The following is a 22,293-nucleotide window of genomic DNA, read 5'->3' on the forward strand; positions in this document are numbered from 1 at the left end:
AGCCGAGTTGTTCTTGTCGCAGGGCTCGTCTCATGGAGGACAGATGTGTCAAACGCTCTAACCCAATAATTAGGAGGAAATCCTATGAAGAGACTCTGCGTGCTATTGCTCGTTTCGTTGTTCTTTAGTCACACGGCCCATGCGCAGTCCAGCGGTGGCCCAATCATTAGCTATCAAGGCACAATCACGAATTCGGATGGCTCGCCGGGAGACGGGTCGTTCCGCATTGCCGTTTCGCTCTGGAAGGAAGAATCCAGCGACCATCAGATTAGGTCAGACGAGTTCGTGACTCAAGTGACACATGGGGTGTTCAATATTGGGTTAGGCTCGGGCAAACCGCTGCCGAAACCATCGGATATGAATAAGCCGCTTTGGATTTCAGTGTCGATCAATGGCGAAGTATCTGCTGCCTTCACACGGCTGGCCGCTGTGCCATTCGCACTGAATGTTGCCGACAGCTCGATCACTGCTTTGAAACTTGCGACGGATTACGTTGGCTCGATCAGTGTCAACGGTCAGAAGGTTACCGGCAAGGGCGCGGCCTTCAACATCGCGGCAGGAAATGGTATCGAGGCGGTTTTCGATCCTGCATCATCGAGCTTGCTTCTCTCACTTGGTAATGCTGTTGGCGGCAAGGGTGCGAAGGTGCAAAGCGAAAATTCTGGTACTACAGATCGATGGAGCGAAATCGGCAATAGTTTTGGAGGTTCCGCCCCAACCCCACCATCCGGATGGCTCGGGACTTCAACGGCGGATGATTTAATCGTCAAGACGAATGGCACAGAAGCACTTCGGATTCTTGGAGGAACCACCAACAGTCAGTTCGTCGGCATCAACACCGTCTCCAACACCCTGAGCGCAGACCCGGTCACACGTTTGGAGATTCACGAGCAAGGCTACACCGCCAACACGGTGAAGGACATTCTCACGCTCAGCGGTGGCGGGTCGTCGGGACTATCCGCGAAAGGCGGAACGGCAATGATATACAGGCTTCAGACAAATCTGACCGGGGCATACGAGAACGCGTCTCGGCTTGCTACAACCTGGGTCAATGCGGCTGATGCATCTTATGCGGGCGCATTCGAAATCGACGTTGCGGCGAGGAGTAGCAATACGAGCAGCTATCCTCGGCTACAGCGGGTTTTTCGTATCGATAACAGAATCTATGACGACAACGGCGGGTCGGGCTCCACGTACATTACGTCGACGGCACCGAACATTGTCGCCGGTTCCGTCGATAACTCCGCCAACGTCGATATTTATGGCGCGCCGATACTGCACGGAACTACGATTTCGGGCGGAGGAGGATTTGTTAGTTCATCATTAAGCGACCAAGGGGGCAACCACGTCACAAGCAGTTGGGCGACGGTGAGTGGCGGGGCGCGGAACGTCGCGGGAGCAGAGGCAGTCGGTTATACTTCTGGAGAGGATATTAACAAACAATTCCAGACGGTTGGTGGCGGACTTCAGAATTCCGCGATTGGCGATGACGCGGTGATTGCAGGAGGGGAACTCAATACGGTCATCGACTCCGCGGGCGAATCTGCCATTGGCGGAGGACACGACAATACCGTACGCGGGAGTCACTCCGTGATTCCGGGTGGGGCCAATCTGACCATCGGAGCCGCTTCATTTGGGTTTAACGGCGACATTTCAAACGCTGGCACAATCACCGATATTTCCTCAACGGGAGCAGGCTGGACAAATGTCGGCTATTTCGGCAATGTCAATCTCATCGTCGGAAATGTCGATGGCACTGCAAGAGCGATTCGCTTCTATGAGCCGAATACAAACCACCTATATGGAGGTGCGCATTATAGCTCATTCCGAGCCGCGGCTCAACCGGGGGACATTCTCTACACGTTACCGGATACCCTTCCGCTTCCGGGTGAATTTCTGAGAGCCGCGATTGTTACCGGAGACAATGTCACGCTGAAGTGGGCACCTACCAACGACAGCGGCGGCGGCCTTGCCGGATGGCTTTTGACGGGCAATGCCGGTGCCCCACCGCCGACGAACTATCTCGGAACGAAAGATAGTCAGGCCTTCGAAATCCACATTCACAACAACACGCTCGACACGACAGGCGGTAACCAACGCGTCATGCGGTACGAAGAGGGCGCGACTTCGCCGAATATCCTTGGCGGATCGAGTGCGAACCGGATCGGGACGGCCCTTAGCGGTGCTGCCATATTATCCGGAGGCGATACAACGAATCCGAATGGTGTTGCCTCAAATTCATCCGTGATTGCTGGCGGATTTGGCAACTTCATTGATACTGCTTCCACTAATTCGGTGATTAGCGGCGGGGCGAATAATCGGGCAGGAGGCGCGTATAGTGTTGTTGGCGGAGGGGGCGGGTTCCTGGGAGAAGGGCCAGACCTTCCGCCCTATTGGCCATTGCCAACTTCGATGACAAGCTTCGGCTCTCATCTCTATATCAATCAGGCTATGGCTGCTTGGACCGTTGTTGGTGGTGGATACAGCAACGTTGCCTATGACACCGCAAGCACCATTGCGGGCGGAGCCGACAATACCACTACCGGCGTTGGATCGGTTGTCAGCGGCGGAGCAAGGAATGGGACGTCCGGCATATTCGGGACAGTCGCAGGAGGCAATGGAAACTGGGCCGGCGATATGTACGCGACGGTCAGCGGTGGCGTTCTCAATCAGATTTCGGCCCCATTTAGTACAATTGCTGGTGGTGAATTCAATGAAACTACCCAGCGATATGCATTCATCGGAGGTGGCTTCAATAATTGGATTCTTGCAGGCGATTCCGGATACTCGGTCATCGCGGGTGGAAAAAACAATCTCTCCTCAGCCAATTTTACCTTCCTCGGCGGAGGTGAGAACGATACCATCTTGCCGCACTCAGACCACGGGGTCATTGCCGGAGGATTGAATAACACACTCGGTGACAGCGTATCCTTCAGCAGCATAACTGCCGGCCGGTATAACATCATCCTCAATAACGCCCCTCAACACAGCAAGTCTTGCTTTATCGGCGCGGGCGATAGCAATGTGATAGATGCCTTTGGTGAAAAGCATGGATTGGATTCCGCGATTGGCTCTGCAATAGTGGCCGGACACAAAGATACAGTGCATGAGTCCAATTCATTTATTGGTGCAGGGCACGATAACAGTTCATCAGACGACGGGGATTTCATTGGCGCCGGCTCGAACAATGTGCTCGGCTCGGGCAGCGAGAATGGGATTGTCGCGGGTAGGGGCAACCGCATTGATCTTTCTGGGACTGCCTACCACGGGATTGGCGCATCCTTCATCGGCGGAGGTGATACGAATGTGATCGATGGCAATGCCGCTCTGGCCTCGATTCCAGGTGGCGATCATCTCATTGCATACATGAATGCGCAAACGATCATGGGCCGATATAACGACACGAATCTGGTCGAGAACCCACTACTCATTCTGGGCAATGGTGCGCGCATCGCGAGACCGCCGAAGCCTGACAGTATCTATCGCAGCAATGCGTTCTCCGTGAGCACTAAAGGTGCGGCAACAGTTTATGAGATGCGTGGACCCTCTTCGCCAAGCGTCCACCCTCTCGAAGGCACCACATACGTCGATAACGTCCTGATCGCCTACGCGGATGTCGCGGCTAGCGGTGCGATCAACACCAGTTTCGGCGTGTATTCCGTCACTCAGTCGTCCGGGTTCCCAGGGGCGTACTTGGTGCATTTAGACATCGAGACAAAGGACAATGCGGCCGACAGCTTGCAGACTGCGTCGATCGTGGTTTCGCTTCGCGACAATGATACGACAGGTTTGAGTAGCTTCCTCGGCTTTCCAGTCGTCGCTAATGACCCAGCAGATCCAACGACCGAATGTGGATGGTCGATCGATGCAACGCGAATTGGGATTGTTCGAAATGTGGCGGACAACAACCCGAACTATTTCATCGTACATGTGCGGCCTCCAAGCGTGCCAACGAAGTATTGTGGACCGACAACGGGCCACGCATTTTCTTTTCAGGTATTTGGCCGGAGATATAAATGAACCACTGTGCGTCCTCCTGCTGAGGTGTCTGTCCAAGCGGGAGGACGCTTATTTTCATCGTATGAGAAAAACACTAATAGTCATCGCCGCATTGTATAGTCTGTTCCCGGTCAAGGCGGTCGCTCAGTGGCGTGCTGTCTTGAAATCCCCTCATTTCTGGTCTCTTGCTGTCTATTTTCTCGATCATCAGGGCAAACCGGATATTGGCTTCGTGAACTGGAACAGGACAACGGATGGAGGTTATACCTGGCATGAGAACTACCTTCAGAAGGGATATGATTACGTATTCAAGGACAGCCTGACCGGATGGGCGGCCAACTTGGGAGTACTCGGGACAACCGATGCTGGGCTAACGTGGCGTGGGATTTACGACAACGAGGTTGCTTCCGCACTCTATTTCAATCCCGCAACAGATGGCCTGTTCATGGGTACTTTCGGATTCCCCTACGATTATTGGTCCTGGGACGAGGGGAAAACCTGGGTAGAAGATTTCAGAAACCAGTTTAGCACAGGGTTTGCGTTTGCCTCCGATAGTTTGGGCTTGCTCGCATCACAGAACTTCGGATTTTGGCTCCGCACGACAGATGGCGGCCGCATTTGGGGTAATCTTAATTTCAGCACCGAATGCTGGCAGCCGCTTGGGCTCAAAGGCACAAAGATATTCTACGGCGTTGCCGACTGGGCGCCAACCGTAATTAAGACGACCGATGCCGGAGATACCTGGCAGACAATTGCGACTTTTTCTCCATCGCAGGCTCCTCCTGACTATTTGAACGCGTACTCCACGGGCTGCATCCGTGGCGATTCGTCGAAACTCATTGTTCAACTCCTCTCCGGGTGTTACATTTCAACCGATCAAGGACTCACGTGGAAATCGTTGTGTGGACCGGTTACGAAGGGCCGCCTCTGCGATACCCGTTTCTATCTTGAAGGGAACAGGCTTTTTGTGCCAACGCAGGACGGTCCTGCCTATCAAAGTACATTGTGGTACCTGAATCTCGACTCGCTGCAAGACTTCCCCACGGGCATTTCATTTCCCGATGGCTCGAAGCGTGAGCAAATGGCGGCGGGTAACCTCGTCACAGTCAATTACTCCTCGGCGGAGAATCCATCGGTGGGCATCGGCTCGGCGCATTTTGCTTTTCACTTCGATGCATCACTCGAACTGCAATCGCTCAAGTTACCACCATCGTGGAAGATCGTTGACTCCAGCACTTTGAACGGCGTGCTCGATCTCACGATTGAAGATACCGACAGCACGCAACTTCCAAATCCGATTGTGTCACTGACGTTCCGAACCGTTCTAGCCGCGTCTTCGGCAAAAGTCTATCTCGACTCTGCGCATCTCTATGGCAAGCGCCTGAATTGCGACTGCGCCGCGCTCTCGCTTGCTGGTCCGGACTCAGTTGAGATCGACTTCACCGGCTGTGGCGATCCGACGCTGCTTCGCACCATGTCGGGCCAGTCGCCGTTCGAGATTGTGAGCGTGGTGCCCAATCCAGCGCAGTCGGAGATCGAGGTGCAGGTATCGGCCGCGACGAGTTGCGAGTATTCTATTCTCGACATGCTGGGCCGGGAAGTTGGTCGTGGCAGCTCGCCGGAGGAGCATTTTACAGTATCGGTCGCCAGCTTGCCGACAGGCATTTATCACTTGCGCGCTTCGTCCGGTGGGTTGTTTGGCACCCGGCAATTTCTCATTTCGCGGTAATTATTGGTTTTCTTGGACCAAGCCAAATCGCACTGATACGCCTCGAATTTCGTTACGGGCATTCCGAAGATGATCGTCATCTTCGGAGAACTCACCCCCATGGCCTGGTTTACCCGATCGAAACAGAACATCGAGACCCGCAGCGCTGGCGCTGATGGGCAAGACGGCAGCACACGCGACATGCCGGACGGCATCTGGGCGAAATGCTCGGACTGCAAGGAAATACTCTACCAGAAAATGATCGAGGAGCACCTGTTTACCTGCCCGAAGTGCAACAAGCACTTTCGGATCGGCAGCAGCGAGTACTTCCAGATTTTGCTGGACGATGGCCTCGAAGAGGAAATCGCGGCGAACCTGCTACCCGGCGATCCTCTGGAATTCAAAGATTCGAAAGCCTACACGGCCCGGGTCAGCGAGGCGAATCGCAAGACCCATTTGAAGGAAGCGATGCGCGTCGGACTTGGCAAGATCGAGTCGCGGACGGTCGTGCTGGGTGTGATGGACTTCTCCTATATCGGTGGCTCGATGGGCTCGGTTGTTGGCGAGAAATTCTCGCGGGCAATCGACCGTGCCATTGCTGACCGACGACCCTACATCATGATTTCGAGTTCTGGCGGTGCGCGGATGCAAGAAGCGGCTATCTCCCTTATGCAGCTTGCCAAGACCAGCGCCAAGCTCGCTCAATTGGCCGAGGCGGGTCTCCCCTACATTTCGATTTTGACCGACCCGACGACGGGCGGTGTGACAGCGAGCTTCGCGATGCTCGGTGATGTGAACATCGCGGAGCCGAAGGCACTGATCGCCTTTGCCGGTCCGCGCGTCGTCGAGCAAACAATTCGGAAGAAGCTCCCGCCGGGTTTCCAGCGCTCGGAATTCGTTCAGGAGCATGGATTTATCGATGTCATCTCACATCGAAAAGAGCTGAAAGCAACGGTTGCGAGAGTGCTTGGGCATCTCGCGTAACTCCTCATCGCGAATCGTCCTCCCTGTTATGAGCAGCACACACAATGTTCGGATCATCGGGTTTCCCATGGATTTGGGCGCCGGCCGCAGAGGCGTCGATATGGGACCCTCAGCGCTGAGAATTGCCGGAGTCAGCGAGCGGCTTCGCGAGCTTGGCTATCAAGTCCACGATGCCGGGGATATCGAGGTACAGACCGCCGAGGTTCAGGCGATCGAGGATGTCAAGCTCCCCTATCTGCCGGAGATCGCCCGCGCCTGCACGGTCCTGGCAAAAGAAATTGAACGTGCGCTCGATGAAGGGGAATTTCCGCTCGTGCTCGGTGGGGATCACTCGATGGCCATCGGCAGTATCGCTGGACTGGCGGCGCACTGCCGGCGCAATGGCAAGCGCCTCGGGGTAATCTGGATCGATGCCCACTCGGACATCAATGTACCCGAGTCCTCCCCGAGCGGAAATATCCACGGTATGCCGGTCGCGGTTTCGTTGGGTCTTGGCGCGCCGGAGTTGACCGGCATTAGCGGGAATTATCCGAAGCTCGATGCCAAGGAATTGGTGTATATCGGCTTGCGGTCCATCGATCCCGGTGAACGTGATTTGATCCATCGGCTCGGCATCGAGGCGCATACCATGGCCGATCTCGACAAAGATGGCGTGTTCCCTCGTGTCTCCAAAGCCATTGCGATGCTTCGTGACCGCGCGGATCATATCCATGTGAGCTTCGATTTGGACTCCGTCGATCCGACCGTCGCCTCTGGCGTTGGCACGCCGGTCGCAGGCGGCCTTACCTACCGCGAGGCTCATCTCATCATGGAAGCGATTGCGGATACTGGCGTCATGGCGTCGATGGAAGTGGCGGAAGTGAATCCGATTCTGGACGTACGAAATGCAAGCGCGGAATTTGCCGTGGGGCTGATCGCCAGTAGCATGGGAAAACGCATATTATGAGGACGATCGAAACCATAGCAGAGCTTCGAAGTGCGGTAGGCCTCGCAAAACGCCAGCAGAAACAGATTGGATTTGTGCCCACGATGGGCGCGCTGCATGAAGGCCATCTTTCGCTCGTCCGGCTTTCCAAGCAGCAGACCGATCTGACGGTAGTGAGTATCTTTGTCAACCCGACTCAATTCGGTCCGAACGAGGATTTCTCCCGCTATCCTCGAACACTGGAGGCTGATTCGAGTCTCCTCGTCGGCGCGGATGTCGATCTTCTGTTTCTTCCCGATGCTTCGGAGATTTATCCAAATGGATTTTCGACCTCGATCGGAATTGGTGAATTGAGCCAGGTATTCGAGGGTGCCATCCGGCCTGGACATTTCGATGGTGTGGCCACAATTGTCGGAAGCCTCTTCAATATTGTCCAACCTGATCTCGCATTCTTCGGGCAAAAAGATGCACAACAAGTGGCGGTTATTCGCAAGCTCGTTCGGGATCTTCACTACCCGGTCAAATTAGTCATTGGACCAACACTTCGAGAACCAGACGGCCTTGCACTGAGCTCACGCAATCGCTATTTGAGTCCGCCGAACCGTAAAGAGGCAACCGCGCTATGGAAAGCACTCATGGAGGTCCTCGAATCCCTGTTGCCCGGCACGACCGTCCGCGATGCGATCTGTCGAGGAACTAGCGTTTTCGAGCAATTCGCGCCAGATGCCAAGCTGGAATATTTGGCATTGGTCGATTCCGAAACATTTCATCCGATCGACTCGTTTGAAACTTCTGACTGGCAGGGCGCGGACGATCGATCGTCCGATAATCCCCCAACCCTGATTATTGCAGCACGCCTCGGCGAAACACGACTTATTGACAACGTCAGAATCGAGTAAAGCTCCAAAGACTATGAAGCGCATCATGTTCAAATCGAAGGTCCACCGCGCGACGGTCACGCAGGCGGAGCTCTATTATGAAGGTTCGCTCACGCTCGATAGCGAGTTGATGCGTGCGGCCGATATGCTCCCGTATGAAAAAGTGACCATCGTAAATGTCAATAACGGGGAAAGATTTGAGACCTACTTGCTGGAAGGCCCGGCGCGAACAGGCGTTGTTTGTCTGAATGGACCCGCCGCACGTCGCGGAGCCGTCGGAGACGAAATTATTATCATCACGTACGGTGAATACGAAGATTCGGAATCGCTTCGCTTCCATCAACCAACGGTTGTGCAAGTAGATAAGTCCAATAATATCAAGCAGATAACGAACGGCCTTGAAGCGTTTACCATGGTCAATTAATGACCGATGCGTCTGGTTTGCCCTTTGTGATAACTCCGAATCTCGAGCCCGATCCTGAGCCTCTTGCCGTTGTTGTCATGGCCGCCGGCCAGGGCAAACGGATGCAGGATCCCTCAAAACCAAAAGTACTTTACGAAATTGCCGCCGTGCCGCTGATTGGACATGTCCTTCGGCTGTGCGCAGCACTAGAAAGTCAGATTACGGTTTGTATTGTTGGCTATGGCCGCGATCAGGTCTCGGCCTATATTACCGAGCACTTCCCCGAAGTCAAGCTCGCAGTCCAGGAAGAACAACTTGGGACTGGCCATGCGGTCATGCAGGCTGAACGCCACCTGGAAGGATTTCAGGGTGATGTCTTGGTGCTCTCCGGCGACGTACCACTTCTGACACAAAAGACAGTCCAGGACTTGCTCGCGGTTCACCGAACAAGCGTTGCTATGGCAACAGTCTTAGCGGTTACGATGAAAGACCCAGCCGGATATGGTCGAATCCTTCGGACGGAGAGTGGCAGTCTCGACCGCATTGTGGAAGAAAAAGATGCGACCGAACAAGAGCGCGAAGTTCACGAAATTAATAGTGGCATATACGTTTTCGATGCACGGACGCTCCGTGATGTCCTCCCCCGTTTAAACTGCACAAATGCCCAAGGCGAGTATTATCTCACCGATGTGTTCGAGCTGCTCCGAGCCCAATTCGGACTCGGAAGCATCGCCGTCATGGTCACGGACGATCCGATCGAAGTTAGCGGCGTGAACACCAAGAAACAACTCGAAGTGCTTGAAACAGAGTATCTTCGAAGAAGAGTTGACACTGAAGGAAGCGAATGACTATCACCACTGAAACGATCGTCCTGAAGTCTGGCCCGAATGAGATGAATGCCTATGTAGCCAGACCAGAATCCGGTCGGGCACCGGGCCTCATCGTCCTGCAGGAAGCCTTTGGCGTAAACGATCATATTCGGGACGTCTCAAAGCGCCTTGCTCAACAGGGCTATCTCGTCATTGCGCCCGAATTGTTTCATCGCACCGCACCTCCAGGCTTCACTGCTGATTACACAGATTTTTCCCTGGTTGGCCCTCATATGCTTGCGCTGACGCCAATGGCGCTCGCCGAGGACACTCTGGCCGCTTATGATTGGCTCGTGAAGGAGAGCCAATGCGATCGTGAGCGTATCGGTGCGATTGGATTCTGTCTCGGCGGACGGGCTGCCTTCATTGCGAATGCTGAGCTGCCGCTCAAGGCTGCCGTTTCGTTCTATGGTGGCGGTATTGCGCAGCAGCTCCTCGGGCGCACGACCGATCAACATGGACCGATGCTCTTCTTCTGGGGTGGCCTGGATACGCATATTACCCCGGAACTTCGCGCAGCGGTGACCGCTGCGATGACGGAGGCTGGAAAAGCCTTCATTAATGTAGAGATCTCAGACGCCAATCATGGCTTCTTTTGCGATGCTCGAGCGGCCTACAATGCGCCCGCAGCGCGACATGCCTGGGCGCTTACGTTATCGTTTCTTTCCTCTAATCTGAAGTAATCAAGTCGATACCCGCGTGGTAATCTGGTCGACGCTCGCCAGAACCCGCTCAGGTTCGATCTCTCTCATACAGCGAAAGTGCTTCTCGGGACAGTGATCGAGGCCAATTGCTGTGCATGGGCGGCAATATAATCCATCGATCTCCAAAACTACGGACTTCGGATCTCTTGGGGCGAAACCGAATTGCCTGACGGTGGGTCCAAACGGCGCAACCACAGGAGTACCGACAGCAACGGCTAAGTGCATGAGGCCGGAGTCATTCGTGATCGCTACGGCGCAAGTCGCCAGCGAACGTGCCACCTCCAGCAGGCTCAACTCACCTGCATAGGACAAACTACCTTCAGGCAATCCTGAACGTATTCCTTCAATCGACTCTCGTTCAGCCGCAGAGCCATGAAAGACGATCTGGTATCCCCACTCGATCAAGCTCGCAGCCACGGCTTGAAAATATTCTGTGGGCCATCGCTTATTCCAGTGCCTTGCACCTGGCGCAATCGCAATTCGCGTTGGGATTCTTGATACAGATACCTGCAACTGAGGACCTGTACCGTCGTCTTCAACCCCCAAGGCCTTGGCGACTTCGAAATACCTGCCAATGATATCCGGCTCGCCTTGAAGCGTATCATGCTTGAATCGAACCAGCAGCCAACGTTTCAGGGTCCGCTTCTTCACCACATATGTCTTGCGCGCGATCCCCCGCCGCAGAATTTGTGTTCGTAGAACGTTATGTATGTCCAGTACGAAATTAAAGGACTCTCGCTTCAGCAATTGCCTGAGTTTCCATAGCCCGCGCAGCCCGGTGCTCTTATCAAAAACATGCACTTGTGAGATCCCTGAAAACAAGGGAGTCAGTGATTCGTATTCTTTTGCAATAACGAAATCAATCCGGCTATCGGGATACCGCTCACGGAGTGCCCGGACGAGGGGCGTCGTAAGAACAATGTCGCCCAGCGAACTCAGTCGCAGGATTAGAATCGATGGTTGTGACACGCGGCGGAATTCGTTCGTTGAAGATCGCTGTTGCAAATCGTGGGATAGCAAATGAGATCGTCGACGATCTCATTGCCGCCCATCGTCGTCAATATTGAACACATTCCTGTTATGAATAAACCCACAACGCTAGGTGCTCTTCGCGCCTCGGGCTATGAAGTCCTCGCCGTAAAAGAGGAACTGCGCCGGAACCTGATCGATAGACTACGGCGAAGAGAGCGACTGTTCCCGGGCGTGATCGGCTACGATGATACGGTCATTCCCCAACTGGTCAACGCCATATTGGCGCGTCACGATGTGATCCTGCTCGGGCTTCGAGGTCAGGCCAAAACACGGATTGCAAGATTGTTGATCGAATTGCTCGATGAATGGGTGCCGATTGTCAAGGGAAGTGAGATCAATGACAACCCATATCAGCCGCTCTCCTACCATGCCGTCCAGTTGGTGCGAGAAATGGGCGACGAAACGCCGATCGAATGGTTGCACCGCTCAGACCGCTATGGCGAGAAATTGGCGACGCCGGACGTGACAATCGCCGACATGATCGGCGACATCGATCCACTCAAAGCAGCACATCAACGGTTGCACTACTCGCATGAAGGGGCGATTCACTTTGGGATCATTCCTCGTACTAATCGCGGCATTTTTACCATCAACGAATTGCCAGATCTTCAGCCACGCATTCAGGTCGGACTTTTCAATTTGCTCGAAGAGCGGGACATTCAGATCCGAGGATTTAATATTCGGATTCCACTCGACGTGATGATGGTCTTTACTGCCAATCCGGAGGACTATACGAATCGGGGCAATATCATTACGCCACTCAAAGATCGTATTGCATCACAAATAATGACGCACTATCCGCTCTCGATGGAGACGGCGATTGCAATCACCGAGCAAGAAGCGTGGACGGCCCGTATTGGCGAGGAAGGGATCGCCGTTCCGCGATATTTTAAGGAAATTATCGAGCAAATTGCATTTGAAGCCCGGAAATCCGAATTTATCGATCAAAAGTCTGGCGTATCTGCTCGACTTTCCACCAGTGCCATGGAGACTCTGATTTCAAATGCCGAGCGGCGCTCTATTGTCACCGGCGATTCTATTATCTTGCCGCGCATCACCGATCTGGCATTCGTTACAGCGGGCGTGACCGGCAAAGTAGAACTCGTATTTGAAGGCGAACAGGAAGGCATGGGAAAGGTCGCTCGAGCGCTTGTTGGCAAGGCTGTAAAGGAGATATTCAAGAAATATTTCCCCGATCCACTCGCACGGGATCGATCGAAGCCAAAGCAAGAACGCTACCAGCAAAGTCAGGCTATACCAAAACAGGAAAGTGAATACGAGCCAGTCTTACGCTGGTTTGCCGAAGGAAACATCATGAGCCTTACCGACACGATGAAGTTCGATGACTATTTCAAAGAGCTCTCGCGCGTCCCCAAGCTCCGGGAGTTGACGGTTCGGCATATGAAGATTCAGGAGGCGAACCGCTTTGAACTTGCGAGCGCGATGGAATTTGTGCTGGATGGGCTGCATCAGCACTCCAAGCTTGCGAAAGAAGAGGAATTCGGTCGGCCCGATGTCACCTACCGTGATATGATCGGCTCGATCTTTACACGCCCGAAATCCGACCCCGACGAAGATGATGATGAACCACTTCGATTCTAAGCAGTGCCACGACTCTTCTTTGCGATTAAGACACCAAAGCCGTTAATCAAGGACTTGGTCTTACTTCAGGATCAACTCGCCCGCATGCTTGATGCGTTGCGCCCACCGCCAAGCCTCAAACCCGAGCGACTGGTCAATTCGCATTGCACGCTGCGCTTTTTGGGCGACGTGGAGTCATCGCGTATCGATCGTATTATTCAAGCCGTTCATGGGACAATCGAAGCTGCCCACGTTCCGCCGATCGACGTCGTTCTGACGCAATGCGGCGCTTTTACTTCGCGAGCGAAAGCTCGTGTTTTGTGGATCGGATTGGACCCGGAAGCGCCATTTCGGCAACTTCAAACGGCAATCGACGCTGGTCTGCGGATGGCAGGATTCACACCGGAAGTTGCCCAGCCGCTTCATCCGCATCTTACCCTCTTTCGGTTTCGCGAGCCTTATCGATTGCCATCGGGATTCGCGTTGCCAGACCGCTCGGGTCACTCCCCGCATGGCTCCATCAGCGAAGTTGAGCTCGTTGAAAGCAAAACGTTACCCGATGGAGCGCATCATCAAACTCTGGCGTCATTTTCGCTGTAGGGCTGGTGCGACGTATCTTTGCATATAATAATCCATGAGAATCGCGCAGTAATATAGATCATCCTCAATATATCCTCTCGTGCATACGCTCATTCTTGCATCACAATCGCCGCGCAGGGCCGCGTTAGTTCGGCTGCTCGGTGTTCGCAAGATTGAGACCATTCCAGCAAATTTGGAAGAAGTATTCGATCCGGAGCGAAATCCCGCTGAGAATGTTCGACTCCTGGCGCTCCATAAGGCGCGGCACGTTGCAGAGCAAGCCGCTGATGTGAATGCCATGGTTCTCGGAGCAGATACAACCGTCGTCGTTGAGGGTGATGTTTTGAACAAGCCACTGGATGCGGATGACGCGGTAAGGATGCTCCAGCGACTGAGCGGACAAACCCATACCGTCTATACGGGTGTGGCACTTGTTGATTCTCACACAAAGCGCGAGCATTCCTTTGTCGAATCTACGGATGTCTCGTTTCGCCCGCTCTCCGAAAACGAGATTCGCTCATACGTTGCATCCGGTTCGCCGATGGATAAAGCCGGAGCCTATGGAATTCAGGAAGACTTTGGAGCAGTCTTTGTTCGGCACATCGATGGCGATTACTACAATGTGGTTGGTTTGCCGCTTTGCCGGCTCTATGTTGCGCTGAAGCATTTCGCGCCGAACCTTTTCGAATGAGAACCGCTCGAACGACACGAGAGACCTGGCTCCTCCTATCACCCTGGGTGCTGACACTCATCGTGTTCTGGGCGTATCCGCTGCTCTACGCCCTCTATCTCTCGTTTACGAAATATTATACTCTGACCAACAGGACAGTCTGGATTGGACTTGACAATTACGGCAAGCTTCTTCATGACCCTGCGTTCTGGCAGGCGTTGTGGAACACGGTGATCTTCGTTGTGGGCACAATCCCGTTCACGATGATCTTTGCCCTGTTTTTCGCCGCGCTGCTCGTCCGAGTCGAGCGTTTCCAGCATTTTTACCGCTCGGTCATGTTTTTGCCGAGCATTACTTCGCTTGTCGTCATTTCATTGATCTTCACGAACCTCTACTCCTCAGGTGGATACATCAACACCCTTTTGAAGATGGCCGGAGTGCACACGCCAGCAAATGGCTGGCTACTCGAGCCCTCCCTGGCATTGCCGGCCATTATGGCAATGGACATCTGGATTTCAATCGGATATTACGCGGTGCTTTTCCTCGCGGCGATGCAAAATGTCTCGCGCGACTACTATGAAGTTGCCGAACTCGAAGGGACCTCAAAATGGAAGCAGTTTTTCACCGTTACACTCCCGCTCATCAAGCCAACACTCTTGTTTGCGCTGGTTCTGAATACGATCAAGAGCTTCCAGGTCTTCACCGAGATTTACGTCATGACTCGCGGCGGTCCGCTCGGCAAAACCACCACACTGGTCTATCAGGTCTATTCGAACGCATTCGAGTCGGCAGATACCATGGGCTTCGCCTGTGCGGTGGCGTATGTGTTGTTCGCCATCATCGCCATATTTTCGGTGGTCGAAAGCAGGATTCTGAAGGAGGCCACTTAATTGGTCTTCGCGCTCTTCATCGTGGAAACATTCGGGTCGGAGACAAGTGATACTCGTACCTTGTGGTTATGACCGCTAACGTTTCGCGGCCATTCATGATTTTCCAATCTGTTATCCGGTCCTCCATTCCATGGGCATTTGGGTGAGTGGAATATTTTTCCACTAAATTGCCAGTAGAATCATATTCCCGCAATAGCCTGCCTTCTGAATTGTATACCCGCCTCCATGAATCCATGGAGTTGTCGTGCGATTGCCGCAACTGGGTTCTGTGGAGAGTGTCGTATTCTGTCGTGTATCGCAGCCAAACTGAGTCGCCCTCCTGTCCGAAAGTGGAATCCAAGTCGAGGTGGTGCCGCGCATGCACTATTCCACTCCCGTCGGCTCTCCGATGTCAAGATAGACCACATCTTCCTTCGGCCGGTAACCGATCAGCTCTGCAAATCGGCCCCAGTCAATGACGGTGTCGAGCATCTGGGCTGGGTCCTCATAGGGCAGGCGCGTGGCGTAATCTTCGATGAGCACTTCGTACGGGACTTCGCCCTCGTTCTGCTGGAGCGTATCAAGCAGCAATTGGAACGTGCGCAGGCGCCGCAATTGCTTGTTAAGCAGTGTCTTCTGATCGTTAATATCAGCTTCCAAGAATTCCTTCCCTAATGGCGTTACCAAAACATCTTGTCCGGGAGTCTCGACAAGCCCGAGCAGCTCAGCCCCTTTGACGATTTGTAGCGTCTCATCAAAGCGCCGGCTGGCAGATTCCGCCAAATCGCTAGCGGCAAGTCGGCCCTCTTCGGCAAGGACACCGAGAAGTCCAAGAATTTCTTCGATCTTCGCAGCCGGAATGATTTCCGTCTTCGGCTGCCGTCCTGCTGGCTCCTCCGTGAACGGCAGAACCGTATTCGTGATCAGCGAGTGAATGCGGCTCGATAGATCGATATATTCCTGTGACCGAGGATTGCGTGGATAGGGCATCGGATTCTGGAACTCCGCCTTGATCCGCCCCGGATGCGCATCGAGAACGATGATTCGCGAAGCCATTTCCACGGCCTCGTCGATCGAATGAGTCACCATGACGACCGAACTAAGTGAGCCTTCGCTCTCGTGAAACAGATCGAGCACTTCCGTCCGAAGGTTCTCGGCGGTCAGGGCATCAAGTGCGCTGAATGGCTCGTCCATGCAGAGAATGCGAGGTTCCACAACAAGCGCACGGGCAATGCCTACCCGCTGCTTCATACCACCAGACAATTCTTTTGGATACGCTTCTTCGAAGCCTTCAAGCCCAACCTGATCGATCGCCTTGCGCACCTTTTCACGGACTTGCTCGCGGGGCGCCTTGAGCGCATCGAGTCCAAGCCCGATATTCTCTTCAACCGTGAGCCATGGCAAGAGCGCAAACGACTGGAAAATGATCGCAGTGTATGGGTTATTTCCCCGAAGCGGCTTGCCTTCGACAGCGACGGTGCCCATCGTCGGCTTGAGCAGACCAGTCATCGTTCGGAGAATTGTAGACTTACCCGAACCAGAGGCGCCTAGGATACATAGAAATTCATTCTCAGCGACCGTGAGGCTGATATGTTCGAGCACCATGAGCGGCTTGCCGCCCGGCGTCGTGAATGTCATCCCAATGTCCCGTAGCTCGATCAACTCCCGACCGGGTGGCGGCGTCGTGATCGAGTTGCCGGAACTTCTGGCTATAGCTTCTTGACCCGCAACGCGAGCAGATGAACGAGGCGCGATGGGGGTCAGGGCCATGAATATTATAGTCTCCTCTATTCGATGGTTAGCGGACGCAACGCCGAGCCTTCGGCCGTATGAATGACGCAGAAGTACGAACCCCGAGCCAGATGGCTGGCATCAAAGGAAGCAATGTGATCTCCGACGGACTCGAAGGCATCAACCAACATTAATACTTCTGCGCCCTGGGCATCCAAAATACTGATTCGAACCGCTTCTGGTCGAGTTAGTGAATATGGAATTAATGCCGAGGCACTCAGCGGATTCGGATAACAATTCCCGATTGTAAGTCCGGTCGTCTGAGTGTTGGTCACTCCTGCCTGAACACCAAACCAATTGAGCGCAGCCACTGTGATCGCCTGGCGGGTAGTCGTCGCGAGATTCTGCAGACCGAACGCCAGATAGACGAGTTTGGCATTACCATCGTCCCAGCGGATGCCAGCAGTTTGGGTCGTGCCACTGCCATAATAAAATATTGGAACGCCTCCATTGGCCGCAGTAATGACATCCGGCTGATTTTGCGCATCCACGCTAATGGCATTGATGTTGACATTCTGCGACGCAAATGTATTACTGACAACATCATCGGTCACACCATGGACCGTCAGCGTGCTGGCAACATCCTGGACATACGTAGCATGGAGCGTGTTGGAAAGGAACGCCGGATCGCGATCAGTTGCCGTTGAGCCTGGATCGGCAAGACCATAGGCAATTTCGCCACCATGAATTAGGAGCTTTCCACCACTTTGGAGATAAGCGGAAATCGCCGCCTTATTTGAACCAGTTACGATCCACTTGTTCGTCTCGGTCACAATGGTTGAGAAGTCAGCCGCAGTCCAGGCATTGAAGGAAGCCGCTTCTATGTCCGTGAGAGGAACATAGCGGAGCCTCATTGCTGTCAATGTCTTTAGTGGCCCCACGGAGCTTGCCGAATCCCCACTCATATCGACAAATGCAACCTTCGTAGTCGAGGAAATAAACTTGACTCGAAACGACCGGACCAGAGTGTCCCCTCGGCCGGAAATCGCACGGGCAATAACACTTCCGGCCGTATATGGGCTCGAGCCCTCGGTTACGGCCAGTGTAATGTCGCCCGAAGCGCCGGATTGAACTGGAATCGACAGCGTCCCATTGACCCCCGTTGCAGTAACTTGCCAGTCGGCCCCCGCTGACGCAACATAATGCACGTCGAACGTCAAATCCTCCGGCGTCGTGTTTTGGATCAAAAGGCCAACGTTTGAGTTGCTACCTTGCATGATTTGAACCGGGTGCTGTCCCGCCGCCGCGACAATGCCGAAGCTCTCGAGCGTCGAGGTAGCCTGAAGCACCTCTCGCTGCGCATCATCGTTTTGTACAAAGGCTACTTCATACATTTTCTCCGCACGATAGGAAGACTTAAGCGGATAGGAGAACGTGAAGGTCTGAGGTTCACCGGTTTTGAGCGTCAGCGGTGTCCCATTTAGATTTGGCATCATCGCCCGCATCGGGTTCATAAATCGCTTCTCCCCGTTCGGCCCGCTCGTATCGACATATTGTTCGATCGGAGCAACGCGAAGCTTAAGTTTCGAATAGGTGGAGACGTTACCGACAGGGTTGATCGTTACGGAAATATTAACCTGCCCATCAACCACGTTGCGGGTCATCGAAAGGGCGACTGGCGAAAGTTTGGCAATCCGAGCATAAAAAGCTTGCTCGTAGTTTACCGGCGCATTCGTAACAACGTTTCCGTCCATCTCGACGGTCGGTACTCCACTAATGCCATAATACGACACGACCCGGCCCTGATTATCGGTTTCGTCGTTCATGTACATTGGATCGTTTGCGCCCGGCCAATTCGGGTGGTAGGCGATCTGGATAATGGAATCGCCGTGCGATTGAAGAAATGCTTCCAGGAACGGATTGACCTGCGCGCAGGGTCCGCACGACCAGTTCGTACCTTCTTCAAGTAAGACGGTCCGAGGCACAAGCTGCCCCTGGGCACGCGTGACTGTAAGAAGTAGGATCGTTGCACTTAGGACGACCAGCCAATATCCGAAGAGCTTCTTCATAAAACGAAAATGCTAATGGTGAAAAACCGATTTGTGGGTCGATGTTATGACAACAATTTCACCAATAATATTCCCTCCAATTTCTGTACGCGAAGACCGATCGGATGCGTTGGAGCTTAAGATTTCGTAACTTTGCATGATTTACTCTTTAGCATTACGACATTTTTATCACTCGTAGCATCCATCTCATGAAGTTTAGCACCCAAAAGACCGATTGGAAGCGAGTCCGTACGACCGCTGTCGCTTTTTTCCAGGCCGAAGATAAACGGGCAATTCAGGCCACGCTTAAACAGCTCGGACGAACGTCCGCCGCTTCTGCGACCGAGGCATTGCTCGCAGCCGGCGACATGGCTGGGAAAGCGGAAGAGACTTTTGTCATTTACCCGAAGAAGGGTGAGGCCGTTGCCAGGCGCTTGGTGCTGGTCGGAATGGGCAAGAAGGAAAAGCTCTCGCTCGAAATAGTCCGGCGTGCCGCCTCCCGGGCGGCGAAGAAAGCGGAAGCGACCAAATCCCGCTCGCTCGCCATCTACCTGCCGGAAGTTAAGGGGCACTCCGGAGCAGAAGTGGCGTACGCCGCAGTCGAAGGGATTAAACTGGGTCTCTATAAATTTGACAAGTTCTTCAAACGAGAAGAGCCCAAGGTCTCTCTAGATACTGTTGTGATCCTCGAGGATGGCGATAGCCTTGCCGGGTCGAGCGCCGACGAAGTCCGCACTGCCATCGCAGAAGCAGAGATGGTTTGCGACGCTGCAATCTTCGCTCGCGAAATGGAAAATGAGCCCTCCAACAATAAGTATCCGGAGACTCTGGCAAACTGGGCAAAGGATGTGGCCAGCGCGAATGGATTGAAGATCACAGTCTTTGGGCCCAAGGAACTCAAAGCCAACGGAATGATCGGTATTCTTTCGGTCAATCAGGGCAGTGTAAAGGAGGCCCGTTTCATCGCGATGGAATATCGCGGCGCACCAAAGAAGGACACGGCGCCCGTCGTTCTGATCGGCAAAGGAATTACATTCGATACCGGTGGAATTTCCCTGAAGCCCGGCGCAGGAATGGGCGATATGAAGAGCGACATGTCCGGCGCTGCAACGGTCATTGCGACCCTCAAAGCGGTCAGTGATCTCAAACTTCCGGTCAATGTGATCGGTTTGATTTCGAGCGCGGAGAATATGCCTTCCGGGAGCGCCATGCGCCCTGGCGATGTTATTACATATGCCAATGGGCTTTCGGTTGAAGTGGATAATACCGATGCCGAAGGACGCCTCGTTTTGGCTGATGCGCTTATCTGGGCAAGCCGATACAATCCGAAGTCGGTGATTGATCTCGCGACGCTTACTGGTGCTTGCGTCGTCGCCCTCGGACACTTCACGACCGGCATGATGGGTACCGATACTTCCATGATGGCAAGACTCAAAGTTGCCGGTGACACGACGTATGAAAGGGTTTGTGAACTGCCGATCTACGATGAGTACGATGAGCTAATCAAATCGGATGTGGCGGACATCAAGAATGTCGGTGGCCGATGGGCCGGCGCCATCACGGCGGCGATGTTCCTCAAGCGCTTTACCGATTACCCCTGGGTCCACCTGGACATCGCCGGAACAGCTCGCTCGGAAGCTGCTTCTGACTATATCCCAAAGGGCGGAACTGGTGTGGCGGTTCGAATGCTCACCCAGATGCTGAAAGAAGAAGCCAGTTTATAGTGAATAGTTGATGATGGATAGCGGTCGTACAGCAGCCGATTTAGTCGGTTGAGTCGCGACCGCTAGCCACTGTCCGTTATCCGTTACAAAGCTTATGAAGACATTAACTCGGACCCTACTACTCGCCCTTCTGGCGACCTTTACACTTGAACTCGCCGGTTGCGGCGCGGCCGATATCCAGAGCGCCAAGCTCTATCGTCAGCGTCGCGATTACACGCAGGCGGATAAGATGCTTAAGCGCGCGCTCGACGAAGATCCTACGAACGATGAAGCGTGGTATCTTTACACCGTGAACCTCTACGATCTTAAGCAATACGAGAAGGTCTCGCAGATTATCGATACGGCGATGCTGTACTCCGCGACGCATCGCTCCGAACTTCAGCAGTATAAGCGATCGATATGGGTTGAGCTATACATGGGTGGTCTCAATACCTATCAGGCGAATCCCGAATCACTGGAAGCACGGAAGGCCGCGATTGGTTACCTCGAATCAGCCCGCAAACTTGCGCCTGAACAACCGGAGACGTATGAATTGCTCGGTACCATTTATTACTCCGGAGGGGATACCGCCAAGGGCATCGAAAATTACGTGGCGGAAATCGATCAGGTTAGTGCCTCTTACGACCAGGGCACGGCGATGGGCCTGATGCTCCACATGCCTCCGGAAGCGGTTGAGCGTGCAATCGGCGGTGCACCGGCTCAGAAGCGCGTGGTTTCCATCGGCGGCAATGACAGCTCTTTGATATACATCTATCCGAGTAAAACCGCATACATCTATTTTGAGCGCAACCCAAAACCACCGTTTGCATGGCAGTTGACTGGCTGGCGCATTACCCCATCGGAAGTTGAAGGGCTCGTGCCGCTCAGAGTTTCGACGCAGGCGTATGAGGTTGTTGCTAATGATTACTATCAGAAGGGTCTGGCGGCCATTGCCCGCAATGAAAAGACGGTTGCATCGTCGTACTTCGACAAGGCCATTCCCCTTCTCATGACGCTGCAGCAACTTGATCCCTCCGATGATTTCGCTGCCACGGCGATTCCTGACATTTACATGCGGCAGGAAAAGACCGACAAGGCCAAGCAAGAATACGAGCGGATCCTTGGTGAACATCCATCGAAGCAGATGTATGTATCCTATGGCACCTTGTTGATGAAATCGCAGGACTATCAGGGTGCGGTTGGAGCCTACGAAAAAGCGCTCGCTCTCGATCCTGGATTCTCCGCGGCACTCTATGACATCGCCGCGGCCTATAAAAATTGGGCGAAGGCGAGTCAGGATGCGAAGAAGCCGGAATATAAACAACAATTGGACAAGTCCACCGAATATTTCGAGCGACTGCACTCACTCGATAAAAACGATGCGAGCGTGCTGGTTCAACTCGCAGAAAATTATGATGTATTGGGAAAACGCGACAAGGCCATCGCTCTCGTTGCGGATATGGAAGCGCTGAAGAACACGGAAGCCGCCAATGCGCATGATTACTGGGAAATGCTTGCGCGTCTTTATGCTCGCGCCAACCGGTCCGCCGACTCCGAAGCCGCCTATCGAAAAGCCGACGAACTCAAACAACAAGGGAAATAAGTTTACT

General features: G+C 53.7%; 17 protein-coding genes. 14 read left to right on the top strand and 3 right to left on the bottom strand.

Annotated features, from left to right (window positions below; translation table 11 throughout):
• Positions 1-84: 84 nt before the first annotated feature.
• From Q8902_05900 to Q8902_05935, 8 genes are all read left to right on the top strand, one after another.
• Positions 85-4,020 carry a hypothetical protein gene (locus tag Q8902_05900; protein MDP4199084.1) on the top strand — a complete coding sequence of 1,312 codons (3,936 nt, stop codon included), beginning with the start codon at positions 85-87 and terminating at the stop codon, positions 4,018-4,020.
• A gap of 61 nt (positions 4,021-4,081) precedes the next feature.
• A complete protein-coding gene (locus tag Q8902_05905; protein ID MDP4199085.1) occupies positions 4,082-5,728 on the top strand; it encodes a T9SS type A sorting domain-containing protein in 1,647 nt (548 codons plus the stop codon).
• Between the two features lie 99 nt (positions 5,729-5,827).
• On the top strand, positions 5,828-6,691 hold the full coding sequence (gene accD, locus Q8902_05910) for an acetyl-CoA carboxylase, carboxyltransferase subunit beta (GenBank protein ID MDP4199086.1): 864 nt from the start codon (positions 5,828-5,830) through the stop codon (positions 6,689-6,691).
• Between the two features lie 28 nt (positions 6,692-6,719).
• Positions 6,720-7,637 (top strand): arginase, encoded by a 918-nt coding sequence (gene rocF, locus Q8902_05915; GenBank protein ID MDP4199087.1) that lies wholly within the window; start codon positions 6,720-6,722, stop codon positions 7,635-7,637.
• A complete protein-coding gene (gene panC / locus Q8902_05920; protein MDP4199088.1) occupies positions 7,634-8,515 on the top strand; it encodes a pantoate--beta-alanine ligase in 882 nt (293 codons plus the stop codon). The genes rocF and panC overlap by 4 nt, the downstream gene beginning before the upstream one ends.
• 13 nt (positions 8,516-8,528) lie before the next feature.
• Positions 8,529-8,918 (top strand): aspartate 1-decarboxylase, encoded by a 390-nt coding sequence (locus tag Q8902_05925; GenBank protein ID MDP4199089.1) that lies wholly within the window; start codon positions 8,529-8,531, stop codon positions 8,916-8,918.
• A 26-nt stretch (positions 8,919-8,944) separates the two neighbouring features.
• Positions 8,945-9,745 (top strand): NTP transferase domain-containing protein, encoded by an 801-nt coding sequence (locus tag Q8902_05930; protein ID MDP4199090.1) that lies wholly within the window; start codon positions 8,945-8,947, stop codon positions 9,743-9,745.
• Positions 9,742-10,449, top strand: coding sequence for a dienelactone hydrolase family protein (locus Q8902_05935; protein MDP4199091.1), 708 nt, complete (start codon positions 9,742-9,744; stop codon positions 10,447-10,449). Before Q8902_05930 ends, Q8902_05935 begins: the two co-directional genes overlap by 4 nt.
• Here Q8902_05935 and Q8902_05940 read toward each other — a convergent pair whose 3' ends face one another.
• Entirely contained in the window at positions 10,450-11,475 is a 1,026-nt protein-coding gene (locus Q8902_05940) for a glycosyltransferase family 9 protein (GenBank protein ID MDP4199092.1), read from the bottom strand.
• Positions 11,476-11,550: 75 nt separating this feature from the next.
• Here Q8902_05940 and Q8902_05945 point away from each other — a divergent pair, with 75 nt between their 5' ends.
• From Q8902_05945 to Q8902_05960, 4 genes are all read left to right on the top strand, one after another.
• Positions 11,551-13,104 (top strand): sigma 54-interacting transcriptional regulator, encoded by a 1,554-nt coding sequence (locus Q8902_05945; protein MDP4199093.1) that lies wholly within the window; start codon positions 11,551-11,553, stop codon positions 13,102-13,104.
• Between the two features lie 3 nt (positions 13,105-13,107).
• Entirely contained in the window at positions 13,108-13,683 is a 576-nt protein-coding gene (gene thpR / locus Q8902_05950; GenBank protein MDP4199094.1) for an RNA 2',3'-cyclic phosphodiesterase, read from the top strand.
• A gap of 79 nt (positions 13,684-13,762) precedes the next feature.
• Positions 13,763-14,353, top strand: coding sequence for a Maf family protein (locus Q8902_05955; protein MDP4199095.1), 591 nt, complete (start codon positions 13,763-13,765; stop codon positions 14,351-14,353).
• Positions 14,350-15,222, top strand: a complete 873-nt coding sequence (locus tag Q8902_05960; GenBank protein MDP4199096.1) for a sugar ABC transporter permease — start codon at positions 14,350-14,352, stop codon at positions 15,220-15,222. The genes Q8902_05955 and Q8902_05960 overlap by 4 nt, the downstream gene beginning before the upstream one ends.
• A gap of 363 nt (positions 15,223-15,585) precedes the next feature.
• Here Q8902_05960 and Q8902_05965 read toward each other — a convergent pair whose 3' ends face one another.
• Together Q8902_05965 and Q8902_05970 are read right to left on the bottom strand one after the other, a co-directional pair.
• Positions 15,586-16,971, bottom strand: coding sequence for a nitrate/sulfonate/bicarbonate ABC transporter ATP-binding protein (locus Q8902_05965; GenBank protein ID MDP4199097.1), 1,386 nt, complete (start codon positions 16,969-16,971; stop codon positions 15,586-15,588).
• Between the two features lie 17 nt (positions 16,972-16,988).
• Complete coding sequence (locus tag Q8902_05970) at positions 16,989-19,001, bottom strand: Omp28-related outer membrane protein (protein ID MDP4199098.1); 2,013 nt, start codon at positions 18,999-19,001, stop codon at positions 16,989-16,991.
• A 188-nt stretch (positions 19,002-19,189) separates the two neighbouring features.
• Here Q8902_05970 and Q8902_05975 point away from each other — a divergent pair, with 188 nt between their 5' ends.
• Together Q8902_05975 and Q8902_05980 are read left to right on the top strand one after the other, a co-directional pair.
• Positions 19,190-20,704 (top strand): leucyl aminopeptidase, encoded by a 1,515-nt coding sequence (locus tag Q8902_05975; protein MDP4199099.1) that lies wholly within the window; start codon positions 19,190-19,192, stop codon positions 20,702-20,704.
• Positions 20,705-20,798: 94 nt separating this feature from the next.
• Positions 20,799-22,286 carry a tetratricopeptide repeat protein gene (locus Q8902_05980; protein MDP4199100.1) on the top strand — a complete coding sequence of 496 codons (1,488 nt, stop codon included), beginning with the start codon at positions 20,799-20,801 and terminating at the stop codon, positions 22,284-22,286.
• The last annotated feature ends 7 nt before the right edge of the window (positions 22,287-22,293 follow it).

It is taken from the genome of Bacteroidota bacterium, assembly GCA_030706745.1.
GTDB lineage: Bacteria > Bacteroidota > Ignavibacteria > Palsa-1295 > Palsa-1295 > PALSA-1295.

Bases quoted from the DNA above. Each gene is read 5' to 3' on its own strand.
- rocF (MDP4199087.1), top strand. From the start codon at position 6,720: ATGAGCAGCACACACAATGTTCGGATCATCGGGTTTCCCATGGATTTG.
- Q8902_05975 (MDP4199099.1), top strand. From the start codon at position 19,190: ATGAAGTTTAGCACCCAAAAGACCGATTGGAAGCGAGTCCGTACGACC.
- accD (MDP4199086.1), top strand. From the start codon at position 5,828: ATGGCCTGGTTTACCCGATCGAAACAGAACATCGAGACCCGCAGCGCT.
- Q8902_05905 (MDP4199085.1), top strand. From the start codon at position 4,082: ATGAGAAAAACACTAATAGTCATCGCCGCATTGTATAGTCTGTTCCCG.
- Q8902_05965 (MDP4199097.1), bottom strand. From the start codon at position 16,971: ATGGCCCTGACCCCCATCGCGCCTCGTTCATCTGCTCGCGTTGCGGGT.
- panC (MDP4199088.1), top strand. From the start codon at position 7,634: ATGAGGACGATCGAAACCATAGCAGAGCTTCGAAGTGCGGTAGGCCTC.
- Q8902_05980 (MDP4199100.1), top strand. From the start codon at position 20,799: ATGAAGACATTAACTCGGACCCTACTACTCGCCCTTCTGGCGACCTTT.
- Q8902_05960 (MDP4199096.1), top strand. From the start codon at position 14,350: ATGAGAACCGCTCGAACGACACGAGAGACCTGGCTCCTCCTATCACCC.
- Q8902_05900 (MDP4199084.1), top strand. From the start codon at position 85: ATGAAGAGACTCTGCGTGCTATTGCTCGTTTCGTTGTTCTTTAGTCAC.
- Q8902_05925 (MDP4199089.1), top strand. From the start codon at position 8,529: ATGAAGCGCATCATGTTCAAATCGAAGGTCCACCGCGCGACGGTCACG.
- Q8902_05970 (MDP4199098.1), bottom strand. From the start codon at position 19,001: ATGAAGAAGCTCTTCGGATATTGGCTGGTCGTCCTAAGTGCAACGATC.
- Q8902_05935 (MDP4199091.1), top strand. From the start codon at position 9,742: ATGACTATCACCACTGAAACGATCGTCCTGAAGTCTGGCCCGAATGAG.
- Q8902_05945 (MDP4199093.1), top strand. From the start codon at position 11,551: ATGAATAAACCCACAACGCTAGGTGCTCTTCGCGCCTCGGGCTATGAA.